Source organism: Streptomyces sp. NBC_01381, from assembly GCF_026340305.1.
GTDB lineage: Bacteria > Actinomycetota > Actinomycetes > Streptomycetales > Streptomycetaceae > Streptomyces.
The window spans coordinates 1,010,352-1,029,734 of the sequence record NZ_JAPEPI010000002.1 but is presented as its reverse complement, the minus strand read 5'-3'; the positions used below and the strand labels follow the sequence as shown (position 1 = coordinate 1,029,734).

General features: G+C 70.4%; 16 protein-coding genes. 2 read left to right on the top strand and 14 right to left on the bottom strand.

The window, feature by feature from the left end; genetic code table 11:
• Positions 1-140: 140 nt before the first annotated feature.
• The 13 genes from OG453_RS26420 to OG453_RS26360 form a co-directional block, all read right to left on the bottom strand.
• A complete protein-coding gene (locus OG453_RS26420) occupies positions 141-725 on the bottom strand; it encodes a hypothetical protein (RefSeq protein ID WP_266870999.1) in 585 nt (194 codons plus the stop codon).
• 35 nt (positions 726-760) lie between these two features.
• Positions 761-1,318: a GNAT family N-acetyltransferase gene (locus OG453_RS26415; RefSeq protein WP_266870998.1), complete on the bottom strand. Its 558-nt coding sequence runs from the start codon at positions 1,316-1,318 to the stop codon at positions 761-763.
• The gene (locus OG453_RS26410) at positions 1,287-3,581 is read right to left on the bottom strand and encodes an MMPL family transporter (protein ID WP_266870997.1); all 2,295 of its coding nucleotides are present in this window, start codon (positions 3,579-3,581) and stop codon (positions 1,287-1,289) included. Before OG453_RS26410 ends, OG453_RS26415 begins: the two co-directional genes overlap by 32 nt.
• Before the next feature lie 214 nt (positions 3,582-3,795).
• A complete protein-coding gene (locus tag OG453_RS26405; protein ID WP_266870996.1) occupies positions 3,796-5,898 on the bottom strand; it encodes a phosphocholine-specific phospholipase C in 2,103 nt (700 codons plus the stop codon).
• A 347-nt stretch (positions 5,899-6,245) separates the two neighbouring features.
• Entirely contained in the window at positions 6,246-7,757 is a 1,512-nt protein-coding gene (gatB, locus tag OG453_RS26400; protein WP_266870995.1) for an Asp-tRNA(Asn)/Glu-tRNA(Gln) amidotransferase subunit GatB, read from the bottom strand.
• Between the two features lie 16 nt (positions 7,758-7,773).
• Complete coding sequence (locus OG453_RS26395) at positions 7,774-8,007, bottom strand: hypothetical protein (RefSeq protein ID WP_266873138.1); 234 nt, start codon at positions 8,005-8,007, stop codon at positions 7,774-7,776.
• Positions 8,008-8,012: 5 nt separating this feature from the next.
• Positions 8,013-9,512, bottom strand: coding sequence for an Asp-tRNA(Asn)/Glu-tRNA(Gln) amidotransferase subunit GatA (gene gatA / locus OG453_RS26390; RefSeq protein WP_266870993.1), 1,500 nt, complete (start codon positions 9,510-9,512; stop codon positions 8,013-8,015).
• A 5-nt stretch (positions 9,513-9,517) separates the two neighbouring features.
• Positions 9,518-9,814 (bottom strand): Asp-tRNA(Asn)/Glu-tRNA(Gln) amidotransferase subunit GatC, encoded by a 297-nt coding sequence (gene gatC, locus OG453_RS26385; protein WP_010984178.1) that lies wholly within the window; start codon positions 9,812-9,814, stop codon positions 9,518-9,520.
• Between the two features lie 271 nt (positions 9,815-10,085).
• Positions 10,086-12,473 (bottom strand): bifunctional diguanylate cyclase/phosphodiesterase, encoded by a 2,388-nt coding sequence (locus OG453_RS26380; protein WP_266870992.1) that lies wholly within the window; start codon positions 12,471-12,473, stop codon positions 10,086-10,088.
• A 201-nt stretch (positions 12,474-12,674) separates the two neighbouring features.
• Positions 12,675-14,858, bottom strand: a complete 2,184-nt coding sequence (gene ligA, locus OG453_RS26375; RefSeq protein WP_266870991.1) for an NAD-dependent DNA ligase LigA — start codon at positions 14,856-14,858, stop codon at positions 12,675-12,677.
• 30 nt (positions 14,859-14,888) lie between these two features.
• Positions 14,889-15,884: a methionine synthase gene (locus OG453_RS26370; RefSeq protein ID WP_266870990.1), complete on the bottom strand. Its 996-nt coding sequence runs from the start codon at positions 15,882-15,884 to the stop codon at positions 14,889-14,891.
• Entirely contained in the window at positions 15,881-16,570 is a 690-nt protein-coding gene (locus OG453_RS26365) for an SDR family oxidoreductase (RefSeq protein WP_266870989.1), read from the bottom strand. The genes OG453_RS26370 and OG453_RS26365 overlap by 4 nt, the downstream gene beginning before the upstream one ends.
• A 31-nt stretch (positions 16,571-16,601) precedes the next feature.
• Entirely contained in the window at positions 16,602-17,141 is a 540-nt protein-coding gene (locus OG453_RS26360) for a TIGR00730 family Rossman fold protein (protein WP_266870988.1), read from the bottom strand.
• Between the two features lie 46 nt (positions 17,142-17,187).
• Between OG453_RS26360 and OG453_RS26355 the strand changes: the two genes are divergently transcribed.
• On the top strand, positions 17,188-17,511 hold the full coding sequence (locus OG453_RS26355) for a DUF427 domain-containing protein (protein ID WP_266870987.1): 324 nt from the start codon (positions 17,188-17,190) through the stop codon (positions 17,509-17,511).
• Here OG453_RS26355 and mnmA read toward each other — a convergent pair.
• A complete protein-coding gene (gene mnmA, locus OG453_RS26350; RefSeq protein ID WP_266870986.1) occupies positions 17,508-18,641 on the bottom strand; it encodes a tRNA 2-thiouridine(34) synthase MnmA in 1,134 nt (377 codons plus the stop codon). The genes OG453_RS26355 and mnmA overlap by 4 nt on opposite strands.
• A gap of 61 nt (positions 18,642-18,702) precedes the next feature.
• Here mnmA and OG453_RS26345 point away from each other — a divergent pair, with 61 nt between their 5' ends.
• Positions 18,703-19,380, top strand: coding sequence for an N-acetylmuramoyl-L-alanine amidase (locus OG453_RS26345; protein ID WP_266870985.1), 678 nt, complete (start codon positions 18,703-18,705; stop codon positions 19,378-19,380).
• The last annotated feature ends 3 nt before the right edge of the window (positions 19,381-19,383 follow it).

Below are 19,383 nucleotides of genomic sequence, written 5' to 3'. Positions count from 1 at the left end.
CGCTCTCTGCGATGCCCTTACTTTCGTCTGCCAGGCAGGGTCGGCACATCGGGAGAGTGCCGCATCTTGAGGGGGTGGGGGGCCTTAGGAGGTGGGAGGGGGCCTTAGGGCTCCCCACCCCCTAAGGCCCCCCACTACCGTCAACTCGCCGACGGCAGCCCGTAGATCAGGTCCGAGTACTTGGCTATGGCCAGCAGCAGGCCGATGACGCCGAGGGTGACTCCCGCCCAGGCCACCGACTTGATCCACGGTGCCTGCTCCTGGTCGGGCGCGCCGAACGCGGGCCTGACCAGGACGACGAACCCGACGACCAGCGCGGCGAGCGCGAAGGCTCCGGCGATCAGCGCCGTGACCTGCCAGGAGTCGCCGTACAGGGCCTGGATCTGGTCGGCGACGCTCGCCGACTGCTTGGTCTCGAGCTGCCCCACGATGTTCGAGCGGGCCGCGGCGACCGTGCCGAGCCAGCCGCCGGACAGGCCGATCACACCGAGAGCGGCGGAGACGACGGCCGCGGCACCCGTGAAGACGCCACTGGATTTGGCCGGAGCGGCCTCGTCGGCCTCGTCGGCCATGTCGAGCTCATCGGCGTCATCGGCGTCGTCGACGACCTCACCGGCCTCCTCGGACGCGGTGCTCTTCTCCACCTTGACGGCGTCCACGGCCTCGTCGGCCTCCGGCTTTGCGGCCGCCTCGGCCGCGGTCTCGTCCTCTGTCTTAGTTCCCATGCCCCGCACCGTACGGACGGAGTCTGAGAGGTTTCTTAACGAGCCTCGCGCGCCTCGCGCCACTCCGGCGCGAGCACCGACCACACCTCCATGTCGTGCCGCACCCCCTGCCAGGGGAAGCACTCCCGCAGCACGCCGTCCTTCGTCATGCCGAGGCGCTTGGCGAGCGCGATGCTGGGGGCGTTCGCGGAGGACGCCATCCACTCCACGCGGTGCATGCCGCGCTCGTAGACCGCCCAGTCGATGAGGACCCGCGCCGCCCTGGAGACCAGGCCACGCCCCGTCGCCGAGGGTTCCAGCCAGACCCCGACCTCGCAGGACTCCGTGGCGGTGTCGAAGATCCGGAAGAGGACCCCGCCGACGAGCGTGCCGTCCAGCCAGATCCCGTAGAGGCGGCCGGTGTCGGCGGCCTGCTTGTCGGCGTACGACTGGAGCCGCTCCCGGGCCGATTCGAGGTCCGTCACCAGCGCTGTCAGGGGCACCCACGGCCCCGCGTAGTCACGCGCCCGCTCGATGTGGGTGAGGAACTCCTGTGCCTGCCACGGCTCGATGGGCCGCAGTTCAGCGCCCTCGCCCAGCGATATCCCGAACATCCTGCTCCTTCGGCCGACCCTGACCCGGTGCGGATTCGCCTGCGGACTCGTCGTGCGAGTCCCGCTGTCCCGGGATGGCCGCGATCTTTCCATGCACATCGGCCGGAATCGAACGACATTCCGGAGGCTCGATGCTGATGCGCGGCAGCCACCGGTCGAGGCTGCGCGGCAGCCACCAGTTGGCGCCGCCCAGCATGTGCATGAGCGCCGGCACCAGCAGCGTACGGAGCACGAACGCGTCGAGCGCGACCGCGGCGGCGAGGCCGATGCCGAACATCGCTATGACCCGGTCGCCGCTCAGGACGAAGGCCAGGAAGACCGAAATCATGATCACGGCCGCCGAGTTGATCACCCGGCTCGTCTCGGCGAGGCCGACCCGGACGGCCCGCCGGTTGTCGCCGGTCTCCAGCCACTCCTCGTACATCCGGCTGACCAGGAAGACCTGGTAGTCCATGGAGAGCCCGAAGAGGACGGACACCATGATCACGGGCAGGAAGGGTTCGATGGGGCCCGCCGAGCCGAGGCCGAGCAGCTCGCTCCCCCAGCCCCACTGGAAGATCGCGACGACGATCCCGAAGGCGGAGGCCACGGCGGCCACATTCATCGCGGCGGCCTTCAGCGGGATGCCGATCGAGCGGAAGGCGAGCAGGAGCAGGATGCAGCCGAGGCCGATCACCACCCCCACGAAGAGCGGCAGCTTGCCGACGATGATCTCCGCGAAGTCGTCGTAGCTCGCGGTGACGCCGCCGACGTGCACATCGAGCGAGGTGCCCGTCTCGGCCCTCGGCAGCACGTCGTCACGGAGCCGGTCGACCAGGTCGCTGGTCCGCTCGGACTGCGGGGACGAATCCGGTACGACGGTGAGGAAGGCGGCCGTGCCGTCCGCGTCGTACGTGACGGGGCTGACGGATGCGACGCCCTTGGTCCCCTCGAGAGTGGAGCCGAGGTTGTCGACGGCGAGCCGGTCGCCCGCCGTCTGCACGTCGGTGACCAGGGTCAGCGGGCCGTTCACGCCGGGCCCGAAGCCGTCGGCGAGCAGGTCGTAGGCCTGCCGTGTGGTGGCCGTCGCCGGGTTGTTCCCCTGGTCGGATGTGCCCAGGTGCAGGGAGAGCGTGGGCAGCGCGAGCACCGCCATGACGGCGATGGCGACGACACCGAGCAGCTTGGGGTGCCGCTCCACGAAGGCGGACCAGCGGGCGGCGAACCCGGTCGGCAGCTCCGGTGCGGGGCCGTGCTCGGCGAGGCGGCGCCGCTCGCGGCGGCTGAGCGCGCGCGGCCCTATCCACGCGAGGAGGGCCGGAAGCAGGGTCACCGATGCGGCGACGGTGAGGAGCACGGTCAGCGAGGCGGCGATCGCGACGCCGTTGAGGAAGCTGAGCCGCAGGATGAGCATGCCGAGGAGCGCGATGCACACGGTGGCGCCCGCGAAGACGACCGCGCGCCCGGTGGTGGCGACCGCGCGTTCGGCGGCGACGGCCACCGGCAGGCCTTGTTTGAGGCCCTTGCGGTGTCTGGTCACGATGAACAGCGCGTAGTCGATGCCGACGCCGAGCCCGATCAGGGTGCCCAGCATCGGTGCGAAGTCCGCGACGGTCATGAAGTGCCCGAGCAGCACTATGCCCGCGTACGCCGTGCCCACCGAGACCAGGGCGGTGGCGATGGGCAGGATCGACGCGGCGAGCGAGCCGAAGGCGAGGAAGAGCACGACGGCGGCCACGGCGACGCCGACGATCTCGGCGGTCTGGGCGCTCTTGGACTCGGTGAGGCCGACGGCGGTGCCGCCGAGCTCCACGTCGAGGCCGTCCGTCTCGGCGGCCTTCGCGGTGTCGACGAGGGCCTGTGCGTCCGCCTTGTCGATGGCGTCGGCCTGCTCGTGGAAGGTGACGGTCGCGTACGCGATGTGCCCGTCGGAGCTGATCTGGGCGGCGCCCTGCCCGGTGTACGGGCTGATCACGGACGCCACGGCGGGCATCTCGGAGATCTTGTCGAGGGCGCCGGTCATCGACTGCTCGACGGCGGCCGCGCGCACCGATGTGCCCGCGTCGGTCTTCCAGACGACGGTGTCGCTGTCGCCGCCGAGGCCGTCGAAACCCTGGTTCAGGAGCTCGGTCGCACGGCCCGACTCGGTGCCGGGCACCTCGTAATTGTTCGAGTACGCGGATCCGGCGACGGCCGCGGCGGTCGCGGTGCCGCCGAGGGCCACGAGCCACAGCAGTACTGCGAGGAGACGGTGCTTGACGCACCACCGTGCGAGTGCTGCCACTGACTGGCTCCCTGGGATGATTCGTGGATCTTTACCGGGAACAGCCGTGAATAAAACGAACAGCCAGCAAAGAACGCATGAGCGGTGACATAAACACCGCAGTCACCTTGACAGCCCGGGGAGATCTTTTGTCCCTTTCGTGGCGATGCTCACAGGGGTATGCGGAGCGCACGGGAGCCCCGTTGGAGCTCCCCTGCGCCCTCACGCCCCGCTGTCAGCCGGACACGCTCGCGCGCCCGTTCTCGATGTGCCCCATGAGCCGCCGCCGGAAGGCGGGCTCGCCCGCGGCCGTGATCTCGACGTCGTACCAGCCGTGCTCGTCACCGGTCGGCCAGGCGACGGTGCGGCTGCTGCCCGCCTTTACCCGGACGGTCCGCGTCCGCGACCTGACGTCCGCCTCGTCGACGTATCCGAGCGGCTTCACCGTGAAGACGAGCTCCTGGCGGCCCCGATTGGCCAGGGTGAGGTGGATCTCGCGGCGGGTGATCGCGGAGGCGAGCTGCGCGCCGCCGTCCTTGCCGCCCGCGAACTCGCGCCGGAAACCGTTCGGCCCGGTGACCGTGAAGGCGTACGCGTCCTTGGCCACCGGCACGGTCCAGGAGCCCTCGCGTACGACGTCCTGGTGGAGCGGGGTCTTGAACTCGTCGGCGTAGGGATAGAGCGCGAAGTGCGCGCTGGAGCTGCCGCCGTTGCGAAGCCGCACCGTGAGAGCACCGCTCTCGCCCGGCTTCGCGTCCGCGTCGGGCTGGTACGGCAGCGGGCGGGCGCGCCGGCTGCCCGGCTCCTGGACCGGCATGGACTGCTTCAGAGGCGGCAGCGGGGCCCAGCGGCCGCTGAACTCCGGGATGGCGCCGGGCTGCTCGACGTCGGGCTGCCGGTGGCCGCGCCTGAAGTCGAAGGCGCCGGTGAGATCGCCGGTGACCTTGCGGCGCCAGGCGCTGATGTTGGGCTCCTTCACACCGGTCCACTTCTCCAGGAAGCGCACCACGGAGGTGTGGTCGAAGACCTCGGAGCAGACATAGCCGCCGACGGTCCACGGCGAGACGACGAGCATCGGCACGCGCACGCCAAGCCCGGTCGGGCGGCCCTCCCAGCGCTCTTCCTTCTCCTCTGCCGAGTCGCCGCCGGGGACGGGCGGCGGGACGTGGTCGAAGAAGCCGTCGTTCTCGTCGTAGTTGATGAAGACGGCGGTGCGGCGCCACACCTCGGGGTGCGAGGCGAGCGCGTCGAGGACCTTGTAGACGATGGTCGCGCTGTGGATAGGCGAGGAGACACTGGGGTGCTCGGAGTCCAGCGCGGACAGCACCAGATAGCTGACCTTCGGGAGCTTGCCGTCCGCGACGTCCTTGGCGAACGTCTCGGCGAGCTTCCCCGTCGGCACGCGCCGCAGGCCGCGCTCGAACAGCGACTTCTCCGCCTTGGTGAGGGTGGCGACGCCCTCCTCCAGGGTGGCGAGCAGCTTCGCGCGCTCGACGTCGTCCTTGGCGTCGCGGACCTTGGCGTAGAAGGCCTCCATGAAGGTGAGGCCGGTCTTGGCGAGGACCTTCTTGGCGATCGCCTTGAAGGTGGTGAAGAACTCGATCTGGTTGTCGGTGAAGTTCTCCCACTCCGTGTACGTCTGCCAGCTCACGCCCGCCTTCTCCAGGCGCTCGGCGTACGTCCCCCAGTCGTAGCCGGGGTGCGTGCCCTCGTCGTACGCGTCGTTCTCGACGGCCCGCTTGCCGTTCGCCTCATATCCCGTCTTGCCGCTCCACAGGTGGTTGCGGTTGGGGCTCGTGGAGGTGTGGATGGAGGAGTGGTAGGCGTCGCAGACGGTGAAGGTGTCGGCGAGTTCGTAGTGCAGCGGGATGTCCTCGCGCGTGTAGTACGCCATGCAGGCCGCCGTCTTGGCGGTGATCCAGCCGTCCATCCAGCCGTCGTGCCAGGCCTTGGCGCCGCCGCCCCAGGAGTGGTCGAGGGCGCCGATGTACTGCAGGTCCTTCTTCTGCGCCGCGGCGGCCTCACGGACCGGGAAGGGCAGGATGGTGCGCAGCACGCCGGGCTGCTCGAACACGCTCTTGCCGCCGGGCAGTTGGACGGCGTTGCGGTCACCGAAGCCGCGTACGCCGCGCAGGGCCCCGAAGTAGTGGTCGAAGGACCGGTTCTCCTGCATCAGGATGACGACGTGCTCGATCGAGTCGAGACCGCCGCCGCCCTTGGGCCGGTCCTGCGCCAATGCCTGCTGCAACGACGGGGGCAGGAAGGATCCGACGGCGGCGGCACCGAGCGCGCCACCGCCGACCGCCATCAGCCGCCTGCGCGATATCTCCGGGGACACGTACGACCTCCAGTCGACGGCCAATGGTTCTCCGCTGATCCATTGGCTTGCTCGGCTGGGACGGTAGTGAGGAACGGTTTCGCTGTGAAGGCCTGGGGACGAAGTCGACGTGAACGTCCAAGAGTTACCCCTGAGGGCTCCGCCCCCAGACCCCCGCTCCTCAAACGCCGGAGAGGCTGGATGGTTTCAGCCCGTCGAGGGGGTCCCCCCTGCTCTTTAAGAGCTTGGGGGAGTTTGAGGACGAACGCGGCGAAGCCGGTGATCAACGGTACGCACGGGCTGCCGGGACACAGCAGGGGCGGCGCACCACCCGGTGCGCCGCCCCTGCCTGTTCGTACCCGGAGGGCTCAGCCCTCCACGCCCAGCTTCTCCAGGATCAGCTCCTTGACGCGTGCCGCGTCCGCCTGACCCCGAGTCGCCTTCATGACGGCACCGACCAGCGCGCCGACCGCCTGGACCTTGCCGCCGCGGATCTTGTCCGCGATCGCCGCGTTGCCTGCGATGGCCTCGTCGACGGCAGTCGTCAGCGCGCCCTCGTCCGAGACGACCTTCAGGCCGCGCTTCTCGACGACCTCGTCCGGCGTGCCCTCGCCGCCGAGGACGCCCTCGAAGACCTGGCGGGCCAGCTTGTCGTTCAGGTCGCCCTTGGCGACGAGCTCGGCGACCCGGGCGACCTGCGCCGGGGTGACGGGCAGTTCGTCCAGGGACTTGCCCGACTCGTTGGCGTTGCGGGCCAGTTCGCCCATCCACCACTTGCGCGCCGCGGCCGCGTCGGCGCCCGCCTCGATGGTGGCGACGATCGGGTCGACCGCGCCCGCGTTGAGGATCGACTGCATGTCGTGCTCGCTGACGCCCCACTCCTCGCGGAGACGGTTGCGGCGTACGCGCGGCATCTCCGGGAGTCCGGCCCGCAGTTCCTCGACCCACTCACGGGCCGGGGCGACGGGGACGAGGTCGGGCTCCGGGAAGTACCGGTAGTCCTCCGCGTTGTCCTTGATGCGGCCGGACGTCGTGGAGCCGTCTTCCTCGTGGAAGTGACGGGTCTCCTGGACGATCGTGCCGCCGCCGTTCAGGACGGCCGCGTGGCGCTGGATCTCGAAGCGCGCCGCACGCTCCACGGAACGGAGCGAGTTGACGTTCTTCGTCTCCGAGCGCGTACCGAACTCCTCGCGCCCGTGCGGCCGCAGCGACAGGTTCACGTCGCAGCGCATCTGGCCCTTGTCCATCCGGGCCTCGGACACGTCGAGCGCCTTGATGACCTCGCGCAGCTCGGCGACGTACGCCTTGGCGACCTCGGGGGCCCGCTCGCCCGCGCCCTCGATGGGCTTGGTGACGATCTCGATGAGCGGGATGCCGGCGCGGTTGTAGTCCAGGAGGGAGTGCGATGCGCCGTGGATACGGCCCGTCGCGCCGCCCACGTGCGTGGACTTGCCGGTGTCCTCCTCCATGTGGGCGCGCTCGATCTCCACGCGGAAGATCTCGCCGTCCTCCAGCTGGACGTCCAGATAGCCGTTGAAGGCGATCGGCTCGTCGTACTGAGAGGTCTGGAAGTTCTTCGGCATGTCCGGATAGAAGTAGTTCTTCCGGGCGAAGCGGCACCACTCGGCGATCTCGCAGTTCAGCGCGAGGCCGATCTTGATGGCGGACTCGACGCCGATCTCGTTGACCACCGGCAGGGCGCCGGGCAGGCCGAGACAGGTCGGGCAGGTCTGGCTGTTGGCGTCCTGCTTGAGCTCGGTGGAGCAGCCGCAGAACATCTTCGTCTTGGTGCCGAGCTCGACATGGACCTCCAGGCCCATGACGGGGTCGTACGTCGCGAGGGCTTCCTCGTACGCCACCAGGTCAGTCGTGACAGTCACGGTGAAACTTTCCCTCTCAGCCCAGCAGGACGTCGTCGTCGCCCAGGCGCTTGAGCTCCCGGTAGAGGATCGCCAGGCCGGTAGCGATGGCGGCGGCGGACACGGCGGCGTCGATCAGACGCAGGGTGTCGTTGTCGTTGCGTGCCATCTTCGCCTGCTTCGCGACACTGATCGCGCCGAAGGCGGTGCTGGCCAGCGAGACATAGACGCCGGTCTTGGACTTCTTGAAGTTCTTGGCCTTCTTTGCCATGGCACTCACAGCGACGGAGCCTCCTCAAGCAGCGGGTGGCCCCACTTTTCCACGAAGGCGGCCTCTACGGCAGCGCCCACCTTGTACAGGCGGTCGTCCTTCATGGCGGGGGCGATGATCTGCAGCCCGACGGGCAGGCCGTCCTCCGGCGCGAGGCCGCAGGGCAGCGACATGGCGGCGTTGCCCGCCATGTTCGACGGGATGGTGCACACGTCCGCGAGGTACATCGCCATCGGGTCGTCGGCGCGCTCGCCGATCGGGAAGGCGGTGGTCGGCGTCGCGGGCGAGACGATCACGTCGACCTGCTCGAAGGCCTTCTCGAAGTCCTTCGTGATCAGGGTGCGGACCTTCTGGGCGCTGCCGTAGTACGCGTCGTAGTAGCCGGAGCTCAGTGCGTACGTGCCCAGGATGATGCGGCGCTTGACCTCGTCGCCGAAGCCGGCCTCGCGGGTCAGCGCGGTGACGTCCTCGGCGGACTTCGTGCCGTCGTCGCCGACCCGCAGGCCGTAACGCATGGCGTCGAAGCGGGCCAGGTTGGACGAGCACTCGCTCGGCGCGATCAGGTAGTACGCGGAGAGCGCCAGGTCGAAGGACGGGCAGTCCAGTTCGACGATCTCGGCGCCGAGCTCCTTGAGCAGGGCGACCGACTCCTGGAAGCGCTGGACGACACCGGCCTGGTAGCCCTCGCCCGCGAACTGCTTCACGACACCGACGCGCATGCCCTGTACGGAGCCGTTGCGCGCCGCCTCGACGACCGGCGGGACCGGGGCGTCGATGGACGTCGAGTCGAGCACGTCGTGCCCGGCGATGGCCTCGTGAAGCAGCGCGGCGTCCAGGACCGTGCGGGCGCAGGGGCCGCCCTGGTCGAGGGAGGACGAGAAGGCGACCATGCCGTAGCGGGACACGCCACCGTAGGTGGGCTTGACGCCGACCGTGCCGGTGACGGCCGCGGGCTGGCGGATGGAGCCGCCGGTGTCCGTGCCGATGGCGAGGGGGGCCTCGTAGGAGGCGAGGGCGGCGGAGGAGCCGCCGCCGGAGCCGCCGGGGATGCGGGTGAGGTCCCACGGGTTGCCGGTGGGGCCGTACGCGCTGTTCTCGGTGGAGGACCCCATGGCGAACTCGTCCATGTTGGTCTTGCCGAGGATGACGACGTCGGCTTCCTTCAGCTTGCGCGTGAGGGTCGCGTCGTACGGCGGGATCCAGCCCTCGAGGATCTTGGAACCGGCCGTGGTCGGTACGCCCTCGGTGGTGAAGATGTCCTTGAGCGCGAGCGGTACGCCGGCCAGCGGGCCGAGCTTCTCGCCGTTGGCGCGCTTGGCGTCGACGGCGCGGGCCTGCGCGAGGGCGCCGTCGCGGTCGACGTGCAGGAAGGCGTGCACCTTCTCGTCGACGGCCTCGATGCGGGCGAGGTGGGCCTCGGTGACCTCGACCGCGGTGAGCTCGCCGGCGGCGATCTTCGACGCGATCTCGGCGGCCGTGAGCTTGATGATGTTGCTGTCCGTCATGGTGGTTAGTCCTCCCCCAGGATCTGCGGCACCTTGAAACGCTGCTGCTCCTGGGCCGGGGCGCCCGAGAGCGCCTGCTCGGGGGTGAGCGACGGACGGACCTCGTCCGCGCGCATGACGTTCGTCAGCGGCAGCGGGTGCGAGGTCGGCGGTACGTCTTGGTCGGCGACCTCGGAGACGCGGGCGACCGCGCCGATGATGTCGTCGAGCTGTCCGGCGAAGTGGTCGAGCTCCTCGGCCTTCAGCTCCAGACGTGCAAGGCGGGCGAGGTGGGCGACCTCCTCGCGCGTGATGCCAGGCATGCGGCGATCCTCAGGGGTGAGTGTGCGGTTTGTGGCCCAATCCTATGGGGCCACACCCCATGCCCGTGAAACGGATTCCCTGCGGGAGGCTTGGGCCGTCCTCTTCGCCCCCGGCGGTGGGGTGGTCTCCGCCGCTCCGCGGCGGGTTTCCCGCCCGCCCGATTGCCCGGCGAACTCGACGCACCTGCGCTCGCGCGTACGGATTGCCCCGCAGGGCACCTCGCCATGTCCGCGCCGCCTGCGCAGATCACCCCGGAGATTGCCCCGCACGCTACTTCGCGATGTCCGCGCCCGCCTCCGCCGCCGCCTGTTCCTCCGCCGCGATGTCCACGGGGCGGCGCCAGCCGCGGGGTCCGCGCGCCTGCAGCCATGCCGTCGTCTCGCCGGCCGGCATCGCCGCGGCCACCAGCCAGCCCTGTACGGCGTCGCAGCCCAGGTCCCGCAGGCGCTCCCATGTCTCGTCGTCCTCGACGCCCTCGGCGACCACGAGGAGGCCGAGGGAGTGGGCGAGGTCGACGGTGCAGCGGACGATCTCCGCGTCCTCATTGTCCACGGCCAGGCGGGCCACGAACGAGCGGTCGATCTTGAGCTCGCTCACGGGCAGCCGCCGCAGGTGCACCAGGGACGAGTACCCCGTACCGAAGTCGTCGAGGGACATCTTCACGCCGTGGCCGGTAAGGCCTGCCAGGGTGTCCGCGGCCCGCTGCGGGTCCTCGAGGAGTACGTGCTCCGTTATCTCCAGCTGCAGCGCCCCCGCGGGGACCCCGTGCCGGGCCAGGCGCGCGGCGACCGCGCCGGCGAAACCGGGGGTGTGGACGTCGCGCGGCGAGACATTGACCGCGACCGGGACCTTCAGGCCCATCGCCTGCCACTTCGCGACCTGCCCGAGCGCCGTCTCCAGGACGTACTCCGTCAGGTGCGGCATGAGCCCCGACGACTCGGCGATGGCGATGAACTCGTCCGGCGGCACCTTCCCGCGCTCCGGGTGCACCCACCGCACCAGCGCCTCGAGCCCCGCGACCTTGCCGTCGAAGCGGACCTTGGGCTGGTAGTGCAGCTCGACGTCACCGGCGTCCAGGGCGCGCCGCAGGTCGCCCAACAGGCCCAGGCGGTCAGGGGTGTTGGAGTCCCGCTTGGACTCGTACACCTCAACGCCCGTGCGGTCGCGCTTGGCCTGGTACATCGCGACGTCCGCGCGGCGAAGCAGACCCTCCGCGTCGAGCGCGTGGTCGGGGAAGACGGCGAGGCCCGCGCTGGCCTCAAGGACCAGGGTCAGGCCGTCCAGGTCGAGGGGTGAGCCGAGCGCCGCGACCAGGTTGCGGGCCACGCGGGTGGCCGATGTCGTGGAGTCGGCGACCGGGAGCAGTACGGCGAACTCGTCACCGCCGAGCCGTGCGGCCTCCGCGCCGCGCGGCAGGGCGAGCCGGAGCCGGTCGGCGATCTGCAACAGCAGCCGGTCGCCCGCGAGATGACCGAGGGTGTCGTTCACCGAACGGAAGCGGTCCATGTCGATCAGCATCAGGGCGGACCGCGCCCCGATCCGCTCGGCATCGTCCAGAGCCGTCCAGGTGCGCTCCAACAGCCACTGCCGGTTGGGCAGTCCGGTGAGCGGGTCGCGCAGCTGCTCCTCGGCCCTGGCGCGGGCGATCCACAGCGTCGAGTCGAGCGCGACCAGGGGGATCGCGAAGAGCGGCAGGAGAAGCGGCGTCGATGCGGCGACCACGCAGATCAGCGGGGCGATGCCGAGCAGCGCGACACCGACGAGGCCCTGGCGGACCAGGGCGGTGCGGGTGACCGTCGGCAGCGCGCCGGTGCTCGGCGCGTGGACGTACCACAACAGGACACGGGTGACGGCGAGATAGGCGACGGCGGCCAGCGCGACCTTGGGCGCCGAGTACACGTCCCAGGTCTCGGGCAGCCAGGGCGACTCCGCCGTCGGCACCGTGCCGAACGCGGCCATGGCGAGGGCGCCCGCGCCGATGCCGAGGATGTCGACCGCGCCGTGCAGGATGCCCTGGCGCCAGCGATGGCGGCGCGCGACACCGACCAGGACGACGACGGTGAGGCTGACCATCCCGGCGGGCAGCCAGCCGTAGAGCAGCAGGACGGCGACGGTGAGCGCGCCGCCCGAGCCGGTGCCGCCCCACCAGCGGTCACGGCCGAGCGCGACGAGGTGGCCGACGATGAGGCCCGTCAGAACGGCGAGGGACCAGCCGACGGTGCCGGAAGGGAACAGCGCGTGGTGCCCGGTGAACGCGTGGAAGAAGCCGGCGCCGAGCACCACGGCGGCCGTCGTCACGACGGCGACCGGAAGCACCGGCCAGTGCTCGCCCGAAGTGCGGTCCGTGCCCTGCCCGTCGGCGCTCCGCCACGACTGCGGGCGCCAGCCGCCGTGGCCGGCCTCTCCCGCGTCCTGGCCCGCCGTGTCCCGGGTGCTCTCGCCCGCGTTGGCCCGGCCGGCGGAGCCGACCTCCTGGGTGGTGCAACCGGCGACCGTGCTCCACGCCCGTTCACGTCGCTCGACCGTGGTGTCCGGCGCGGCGGCGCGGCTGCTCTCCGCCTCGCGCGGCGTCCGGCGTCTGCTCAACCACGCACCCGGCCCGCGCCGCAGGCGCGCGCGCAGCCGGGAGTCCGGGGCGGCGCTCTCGGTCGGTTCCATTCCCGTCCCTCTCACAGCCGGCGGTGCACGCGCCACGTGGACTTGGTCCAGCGGTCAGCCGCGTCTGAATGCCACGGCAGGCGCACACCTCAACAGTAGGCCGCAGAAGGCGTCCACGGGCAGCGGTCCACAACGGTTGCCCGAATGCGACCCGGCCACCCGTATGCCTCTGGTATGCGCTGAACGGGTGGCCTTCAACCGCTACTCCTCGGTCGGAAGCGCGACTTCCTTCGCCGCGTCCGGTCCCTGTTCCAGCAGGACGGCGAAGCCTTCCTCGTTGAGAACCGGAACCTTCAGCTGCATGGCCTTGTCGTACTTGGATCCCGGGTTGTCGCCCACGACGACGAATGCCGTCTTCTTCGAAACGGAACCGGTCACCTTCGCACCCAGGGTCTGCAGCGCATCTTTTGCGCCATCCCGCGTGTGGTTCTCGAGCGTTCCGGTGACGACAACGGTGAGACCTTCCAGCGGGCGCGGTCCTTCGTCTTCTCCCCCGCCCTCTTCCTCCATACGGACCCCGGCCGCCCGCCACTTGCGCAGGATCTCCCGGTGCCACTCCTCCTCGAACCACTGCTTGAGGGAGGCCGCGATGGTCGGCCCGACCCCCTCGACGGCGGCAAGCTCCTCCTCCGTGGCCTGCTCGATCCGGTCGATCGACCGGAACTCGCGGGCCAGTGCCTCCGCCGCGACCGGTCCGACGTGGCGGATCGAGAGGCCCGTGATGATGCGGGCCAGCGGGCGCTCCTTGGCCGCCGCGATGTTCTCCAGCATCGACACGGCGTTCTTCTTCGCCTCGCCCTGCTGGTTGGCGAAGACCGTGGCGACCTTCTCCTCGCCGGTCTTCGGGTCGCGCTTGGGCAGGCCGCTGTCCTGGTCGAGTACGTACGCCTTGATGGGCAGGAGCTGCTCGATGGTGAGGTCGAAGAGGTCGCCCTCGTCCAGGATCGGCGGCTCGGACGGCTCAAGGGGCTTGGTGAGGGCGGCCGCCGCCACGTATCCGAAGTTCTCGATGTCCAGGCACTTGCGTCCCGCCAGGTAGAACAGGCGCTCGCGCAACTGGGCAGGGCAGGACCGGGCGTTGGGGCAGCGGAGGTCGATGTCGCCCTCCTTCATGGGCCGCAGCGGCGTCCCGCACTCGGGGCACTCGGCGGGCATCACGAACTCCCGCTCCGTGCCGTCGCGCAGGTCGACGACCGGGCCGAGGATCTCCGGGATGACGTCGCCCGCCTTGCGCAGGACGACCGTGTCCCCGATGAAGACGCCCTTCTTCTTCACCACGTCCTGGTTGTGCAACGTCGCGAACTCGACCTCGGATCCGGCGACGGTGACCGGCTCCACCTGGGCGTACGGAGTGACGCGGCCGGTGCGGCCGACGCCCACGCGGATGTTGACCAGCTTGGTGTTGACCTCCTCCGGCGCGTACTTCCAGGCGATCGCCCAGCGCGGGGCGCGCGAGGTCGAGCCGAGGCGGCCCTGGAGCGGGATCTCGTCCAGCTTCACGACGACGCCGTCGATCTCGTGCGCCACGGAGTGACGGTTCTCGCCGAAGTACGCGATGAACTCCCGTACGCCGTCGAGGCCTTGGACCACCTTGTTGTGCTGGGCGGTGGGCAGGCCCCAGCCGTGGAGGAGTTCGTAGGCGTGGCTGAGGCAGTCGATGTCGAAGCCCTCGCGGGCGCCGATGCCGTGCACCACCATGTGCAGCGGCCTGGTGGCGGTGACTCTGGGGTCCTTCTGGCGCAGCGAACCGGCCGCCGCGTTGCGCGGGTTGGCGAACGGCTTGTCGCCGGCCTCCACAAGGCGGGCGTTGAGCTCCTCGAACTTCTCCATGGGGAAGAAGACCTCGCCGCGGATCTCGACGAGGGCGGGGATGTCGTCGCCCTTGAGGCGGTCGGGGATGTCCGCGATCGTGCGGACGTTCGGCGTGATGTCCTCGCCGACCCGGCCGTCGCCGCGCGTCGCCGCGCGCGTGAGCTTCCCGTCCTCGTACGTGAGGTTCACGGCGAGGCCGTCGATCTTCAGCTCGCACAGGAAGTGGTGGTCGCTCGTGCCGACGTCCTTGGCGACGCGCTCGGCCCAGGCGGCGAGCTCCTCGTCGTCGAAGGCGTTGTCCAGGGAGAGCATGCGCTCGCGGTGCTCCACCGACGTGAAGTCGGTCTCGTACGCCCCGGAGACCTTCTGGGTGGGCGAATCGGGCGTACGGAGCTCCGCGTACTGCTCCTCCAGGGCCTCGAGCGAGCGAAGGAGCTTGTCGAACTCGGCGTCGCTGACGACCGGTTGGTCGTTCACGTAGTACCGGAAGCGGTGCTCCTCGATCTGTTCGGCCAGCTGGGCGTGCTGATCCCGTGCCTCGGCGGGCACAGAGCCTTGCTGTTCGACAGCCACCGTTTCGTCCTCCCGTTACGTCATACCCAATTACTCAGGGTTGTCCGCGAGTGATCTCGCCGCCCGGACACAATGGGCGAGTACCGCGCGTGCGTACGCGGGAGAAGCCCCCGCGAGGCCGCACGACGGAGTGACCACGACCGACTCCGCGAGAGAACCCGGATTCAGCCCCAGCCTGCGCCACAGCGTCCTGACACCCATGACGCTACCGGCCGGGTCTGACAATCGGCCGTCCACGCCCGGCACGACACCGGCGAAGAGCTTCGTGCCCGCCTCGACGGCCTCCCCGATCGCCTCGTCGTCACGCTCGGTGAGGAGTGAGAAGTCGAACGAGATGGCGTCGGCGCCGGCCCGCCGCAGGAGCGCGAACGGCACGTCGGGCGCGCAGGAATGCACGACGGCGGGACCGTCCTGGACGCCGAGGACGTCCCGCAAGGTGCTTTCGACGACCTGCCGGTCCACGGCGCGGTGGGTGCGGTACTCGCTTGCGGTCTTGATCTGCCCGCGCAGCACGGCGATGAGCGAGGGTTCGTCGAGCTGGAGCGCCACCTGGGCGCCCGGGATGCGACGGCGCACGTCCGCGAGGTGGGCGCGCAGTCCCTCCCCGAGCGATCCGGCCAGGTCGCGGCAGGCGCCGGTGTCGGAGAGCGCGGCCTGGCCGTTCTTCAGCTCCAGGGCGGCGGCAAGCGTCCACGGCCCCACGGCCTGCACCTTGACCGGCCCCTCGTACCCCTGGGTGAACTCCTCGAGCGCGTCGAGGTCCTCGCCGAGCCACGCCCTGGCCCGCCGGGTGTCGCGGCCAGGACGGTCGCCGATGCGCCAGCCGCTGGGCTCCACGCGCGCGTAGAGGTCGACGAGCAGCCCGGCGGTCCGCCCGATCATGTCGGCGCCGGGCCCCCGCGCGGGCAGTTCCGCCAGGTAGGGGAACGTCTCGATGCTGCCGGTGACGGTCTTCGCGGCCTCGCGTGCGTCGCCGCCGGGCATGGACCCGACGCCGGTGGCCGGGCCGAAGCTGAACTCGCTCACCGTCCCGGCCGCACCGTCAGGTCGTTGATCTCCGCGTCACGCGGCAGGTCGAGTGCCGTCAGGATCGTGGTGGCCACCGACTCCGGGTCGACGAAACGGGAGGGGTCGTACTCCTTGCCCTCCTGCTGGTGGACCTTGGCCTGCATGGGGCTCGCCGTGCGGCCCGGGTAGACGGAGGTGACGCGGACGCCGTTGCCGTGCTCCTCGGCGCGCAGGGCGTCGGCGAGGGCCTTGAGGCCGTGCTTGGAGGCGGCGTACGCGGACCAGTCGGCGTGCGCGTTCAGGCCTGCGCCCGAGTTCACGAAGACCACGTGTCCCTGGGCCAGTCGGAGCTGCGGCAGGAAGTGGCGGGTCAGCTCGGCGGGGGCGATGAGGTTCACGTTGAGCTGGTGGCGCCAGGACTTGGGGGTGAGATCGCCGACCCGGCCCAGGTCGACCACGCCCGCGATGTGCAGCAGGGAGTCCACCCGGTCGGGCAGGGCCTGGTGGCCGAACGCCCAGGAGAGCCTGTCCGGGTCGGAGAGGTCGCCCACGAGCGTGGCCGCTCCGGGGAACTGCGCCGCGAGGTCCTTGGCGCGGCCGGCGTCCCGTGCGTGCAGGACGAGGGCGTCGCCGCGTGCGTGGAGGCGGCGCGCGACGGCCGCGCCGATGCCGGAGCCCGCCCCGGTGATCACATGTGTAGCCATGGGCCCATGGTCCCACCCCGGCGGACACGGCTCAGCGCGTGCCCACAGACTCCTCGAGGTAGGCGAGGGCGCCCACCGGCTCCTCGGCGAAGAAGACCAGATCGGTCAGCGGCACCGGCAGGAATCCCTCGTCCTCCATCCGCCGGAACTGCTCCTTCAACCCGTCGTAGAAACCGGCCGAGTTGAGCAGGACCACCGGCTTGTCGGTCCTGCCGTGCTTCTTCAGTTCAAGGATCTCGGTGGCCTCGTCGAGCGTGCCGGTGCCGCCGACCATGACCACGACCGCGTCGGCCTTCCCCAGGAGCAGCGCCTTGCGTTCGGCGAGGTCCTTGGCGATCACCATTTCGTCGGCGTTCGTACGGGCCTTGGCCGCGAGGAAGTCGACCGATACGCCGACGAGGCGGCCGCCGGCCTCCTGCACGCCGTCGGCGACGACCTTCATCAGGCCGCTCTCGGAGCCGCCCCACACCAGCGTGTGGCCGCCCTTGCCGAGGAGTTCGGCGAAGTCGCGGGCGGGTCGGGTGTAGCGCTCGGGAAGGTCGGCCGCGGAGAGGAAGACACAGATGTTCATGGCTTCACGGTACGGTCCGAACCCCGGCCCCGAGAAGGAGACCACTGTGACCGCAGGACACGAGATCACCGTCGAACAGGGCACGGAGCACGTACGCGTGGTGCGCGATGGCCAGGTCGTCGCGGAGAGCCGGCGCCCCCTGCTGCTGCGCGAGACGGGCTACCCGGTGCGCTACTACCTCCCTCCGGAGGACGTCCGCACGGATCTGCTGACGCCTTCGGAGACCACCACCTACTGCCCCTTCAAGGGAACGGCCTCCTACTGGTCGCTCCCCGACGCGAAGGACACGGTCTGGGCCTACCCGGAGCCGAAGGAAGCGGTGGCCCAGATCAAGGACCACCTCTGCTTCTACGAGGTGACGACCGACTAGGCCACCGCGGCGGCCCGCTCCGTGGCCGCGATCGTCGCCGACCCCACCACGCGCGTGCCGTCGTAGAGCACGACCGCCTGGCCAGGGGCCACGCCGCGTACGGGCTCGTCGAAGGAGACGTGCAGGGTGCCGTCGACGAGCTCGGCGGTCACCTCCGTCTCGCCGCCGTGGGCCCGCAGCTGCGCGGTGTACGTGCCGGGGCCGGAGGGGGCCACGCCGCACCAGCGGGGCTTGATGGCCGTCAGGGCCGTCACGTCGAGCGCGTCGACCGGGCCGACCGTCACCGTGTTGTTCACGGGCGAGATGTCCAGGACGTAGCGGGGCTTGCCGTCGGGGGCGGGGGTGCCGATGCGCAGTCCCTTGCGCTGGCCGATCGTGTAGCCGTACGCGCCCTCGTGGGTGCCCAGCTTGTTCCCCTCGGCGTCCACGATGTCGCCCTCCGCCTTGCCCAGGCGGTCCGCGAGGAAGCCCTGGGTGTCACCGTCCGCGATGAAGCAGATGTCGTGGCTGTCGGGCTTCTTGGCGACGGCCAGGCCGCGCTCCTCGGCCTCCGCGCGGATCTCCTCCTTGGTGGTGACCGTGTCACCGAGGGGGAACATCGCGTGGGCGAGCTGGCGGTCGTCCAGGACCCCGAGGACGTAGCTCTGGTCCTTGGCCATGTCGGAGGCCCGGTGCAGTTCGCGGGTGCCGTCCTCGTGCGTGATCACCTTCGCGTAGTGGCCCGTGACGACCGCGTCGAAGCCGAGCGCGAGCGCCTTGTCCAGGAGCGCGGCGAACTTGATCTTCTCGTTGCAGCGCAGGCACGGGTTGGGGGTGCGCCCCGCCTCGTACTCGGCGATGAAGTCGTCGACCACGTCCTCGCGGAACCGCTCGGCAAGGTCCCATACGTAGAACGGGATGCCGATGACGTCGGCGGCGCGGCGGGCGTCGCGCGAGTCCTCGATGGTGCAGCAGCCTCGCGCGCCCGTGCGGAACGACTGCGGGTTCGCCGAGAGCGCCAGGTGCACTCCGGTCACGTCGTGCCCTGCTTCGGCGGCCCGGGCGGCGGCGACGGCGGAGTCCACGCCGCCGGACATGGCGGCGAGAACGCGAAGGGGGCGGGGGCGCTGCGGGGTCTGGGTCTCAGTCATAGCTCTAACAGGGTACGGGGCCGCGGGAACCAGGCGCCCATGAGTAAGCGTTCACGATCACATGGGGGAAGAAAAGGACACGACGGCGGAGCGGAAGCCGGGGCGCCGGGGCGTCAACCGGCGGACGTTGCTGATCGGCGGCGCGGTGGCGGCCGCCGGCACGGCCGCGCTCGCCGCGGACGACCTCGGCCGGCTGTGGTGGCGGCTGCCCGGCGTGGTCAAGAAGCGCAAGGAGGGCGAGGTCGACGCCAAGGGCGCGCAGTGGGTCGCCGCGTCCGACTACAACTGGCGGCGCGCGGACCGACCCGACGACTACGAGATCGACATGGTCGTCATCCACGTCGTCCAGGGCGGGTACGCGACGGCGCTGCGGGTGTTCAAGGACCCGGCCCACGGCGCGGCCGCGCACTACGTGGTGCGCAAGGACGGGCATGTCGCCCAGATGATCCGCGAGCTGGACGTCGCGTTCCACGCGGGGAACAGGAGCTACAACGAACGGAGCATCGGCATCGAGCACGAGGGCTTCGTCGACAAGAAGTCCTCGTTCACGGATGCCATGTACGCGTCTTCGGCACGGCTCACGGCGGGGATCTGCAAGCGGTACGACATCCCCGTGGACCGGGAGCACATCGTCGGCCATGTGGAGGTGCCGGGCACGGACCACACCGATCCCGGTCCGCACTGGGACTGGGACCGGTACATACGGCTCGTGCGGCACGCCCGCACCGCCCTCGCCTGACTT

What these genes read in the sequence shown, in the direction of transcription:
- OG453_RS26345 (WP_266870985.1), top strand. Translation starts at nt 18,703, where the DNA reads ATGGGGGAAGAAAAGGACACGACGGCGGAGCGGAAGCCGGGGCGCCGG.
- OG453_RS26395 (WP_266873138.1), bottom strand. Translation starts at nt 8,007, where the DNA reads ATGGCAAAGAAGGCCAAGAACTTCAAGAAGTCCAAGACCGGCGTCTAT.
- gatA (WP_266870993.1), bottom strand. Translation starts at nt 9,512, where the DNA reads ATGACGGACAGCAACATCATCAAGCTCACGGCCGCCGAGATCGCGTCG.
- OG453_RS26365 (WP_266870989.1), bottom strand. Translation starts at nt 16,570, where the DNA reads ATGGCTACACATGTGATCACCGGGGCGGGCTCCGGCATCGGCGCGGCC.
- OG453_RS26360 (WP_266870988.1), bottom strand. Translation starts at nt 17,141, where the DNA reads ATGAACATCTGTGTCTTCCTCTCCGCGGCCGACCTTCCCGAGCGCTAC.
- OG453_RS26415 (WP_266870998.1), bottom strand. Translation starts at nt 1,318, where the DNA reads ATGTTCGGGATATCGCTGGGCGAGGGCGCTGAACTGCGGCCCATCGAG.
- gatC (WP_010984178.1), bottom strand. Translation starts at nt 9,814, where the DNA reads ATGCCTGGCATCACGCGCGAGGAGGTCGCCCACCTCGCCCGCCTTGCA.
- OG453_RS26380 (WP_266870992.1), bottom strand. Translation starts at nt 12,473, where the DNA reads ATGGAACCGACCGAGAGCGCCGCCCCGGACTCCCGGCTGCGCGCGCGC.
- OG453_RS26420 (WP_266870999.1), bottom strand. Translation starts at nt 725, where the DNA reads ATGGGAACTAAGACAGAGGACGAGACCGCGGCCGAGGCGGCCGCAAAG.
- mnmA (WP_266870986.1), bottom strand. Translation starts at nt 18,641, where the DNA reads ATGACTGAGACCCAGACCCCGCAGCGCCCCCGCCCCCTTCGCGTTCTC.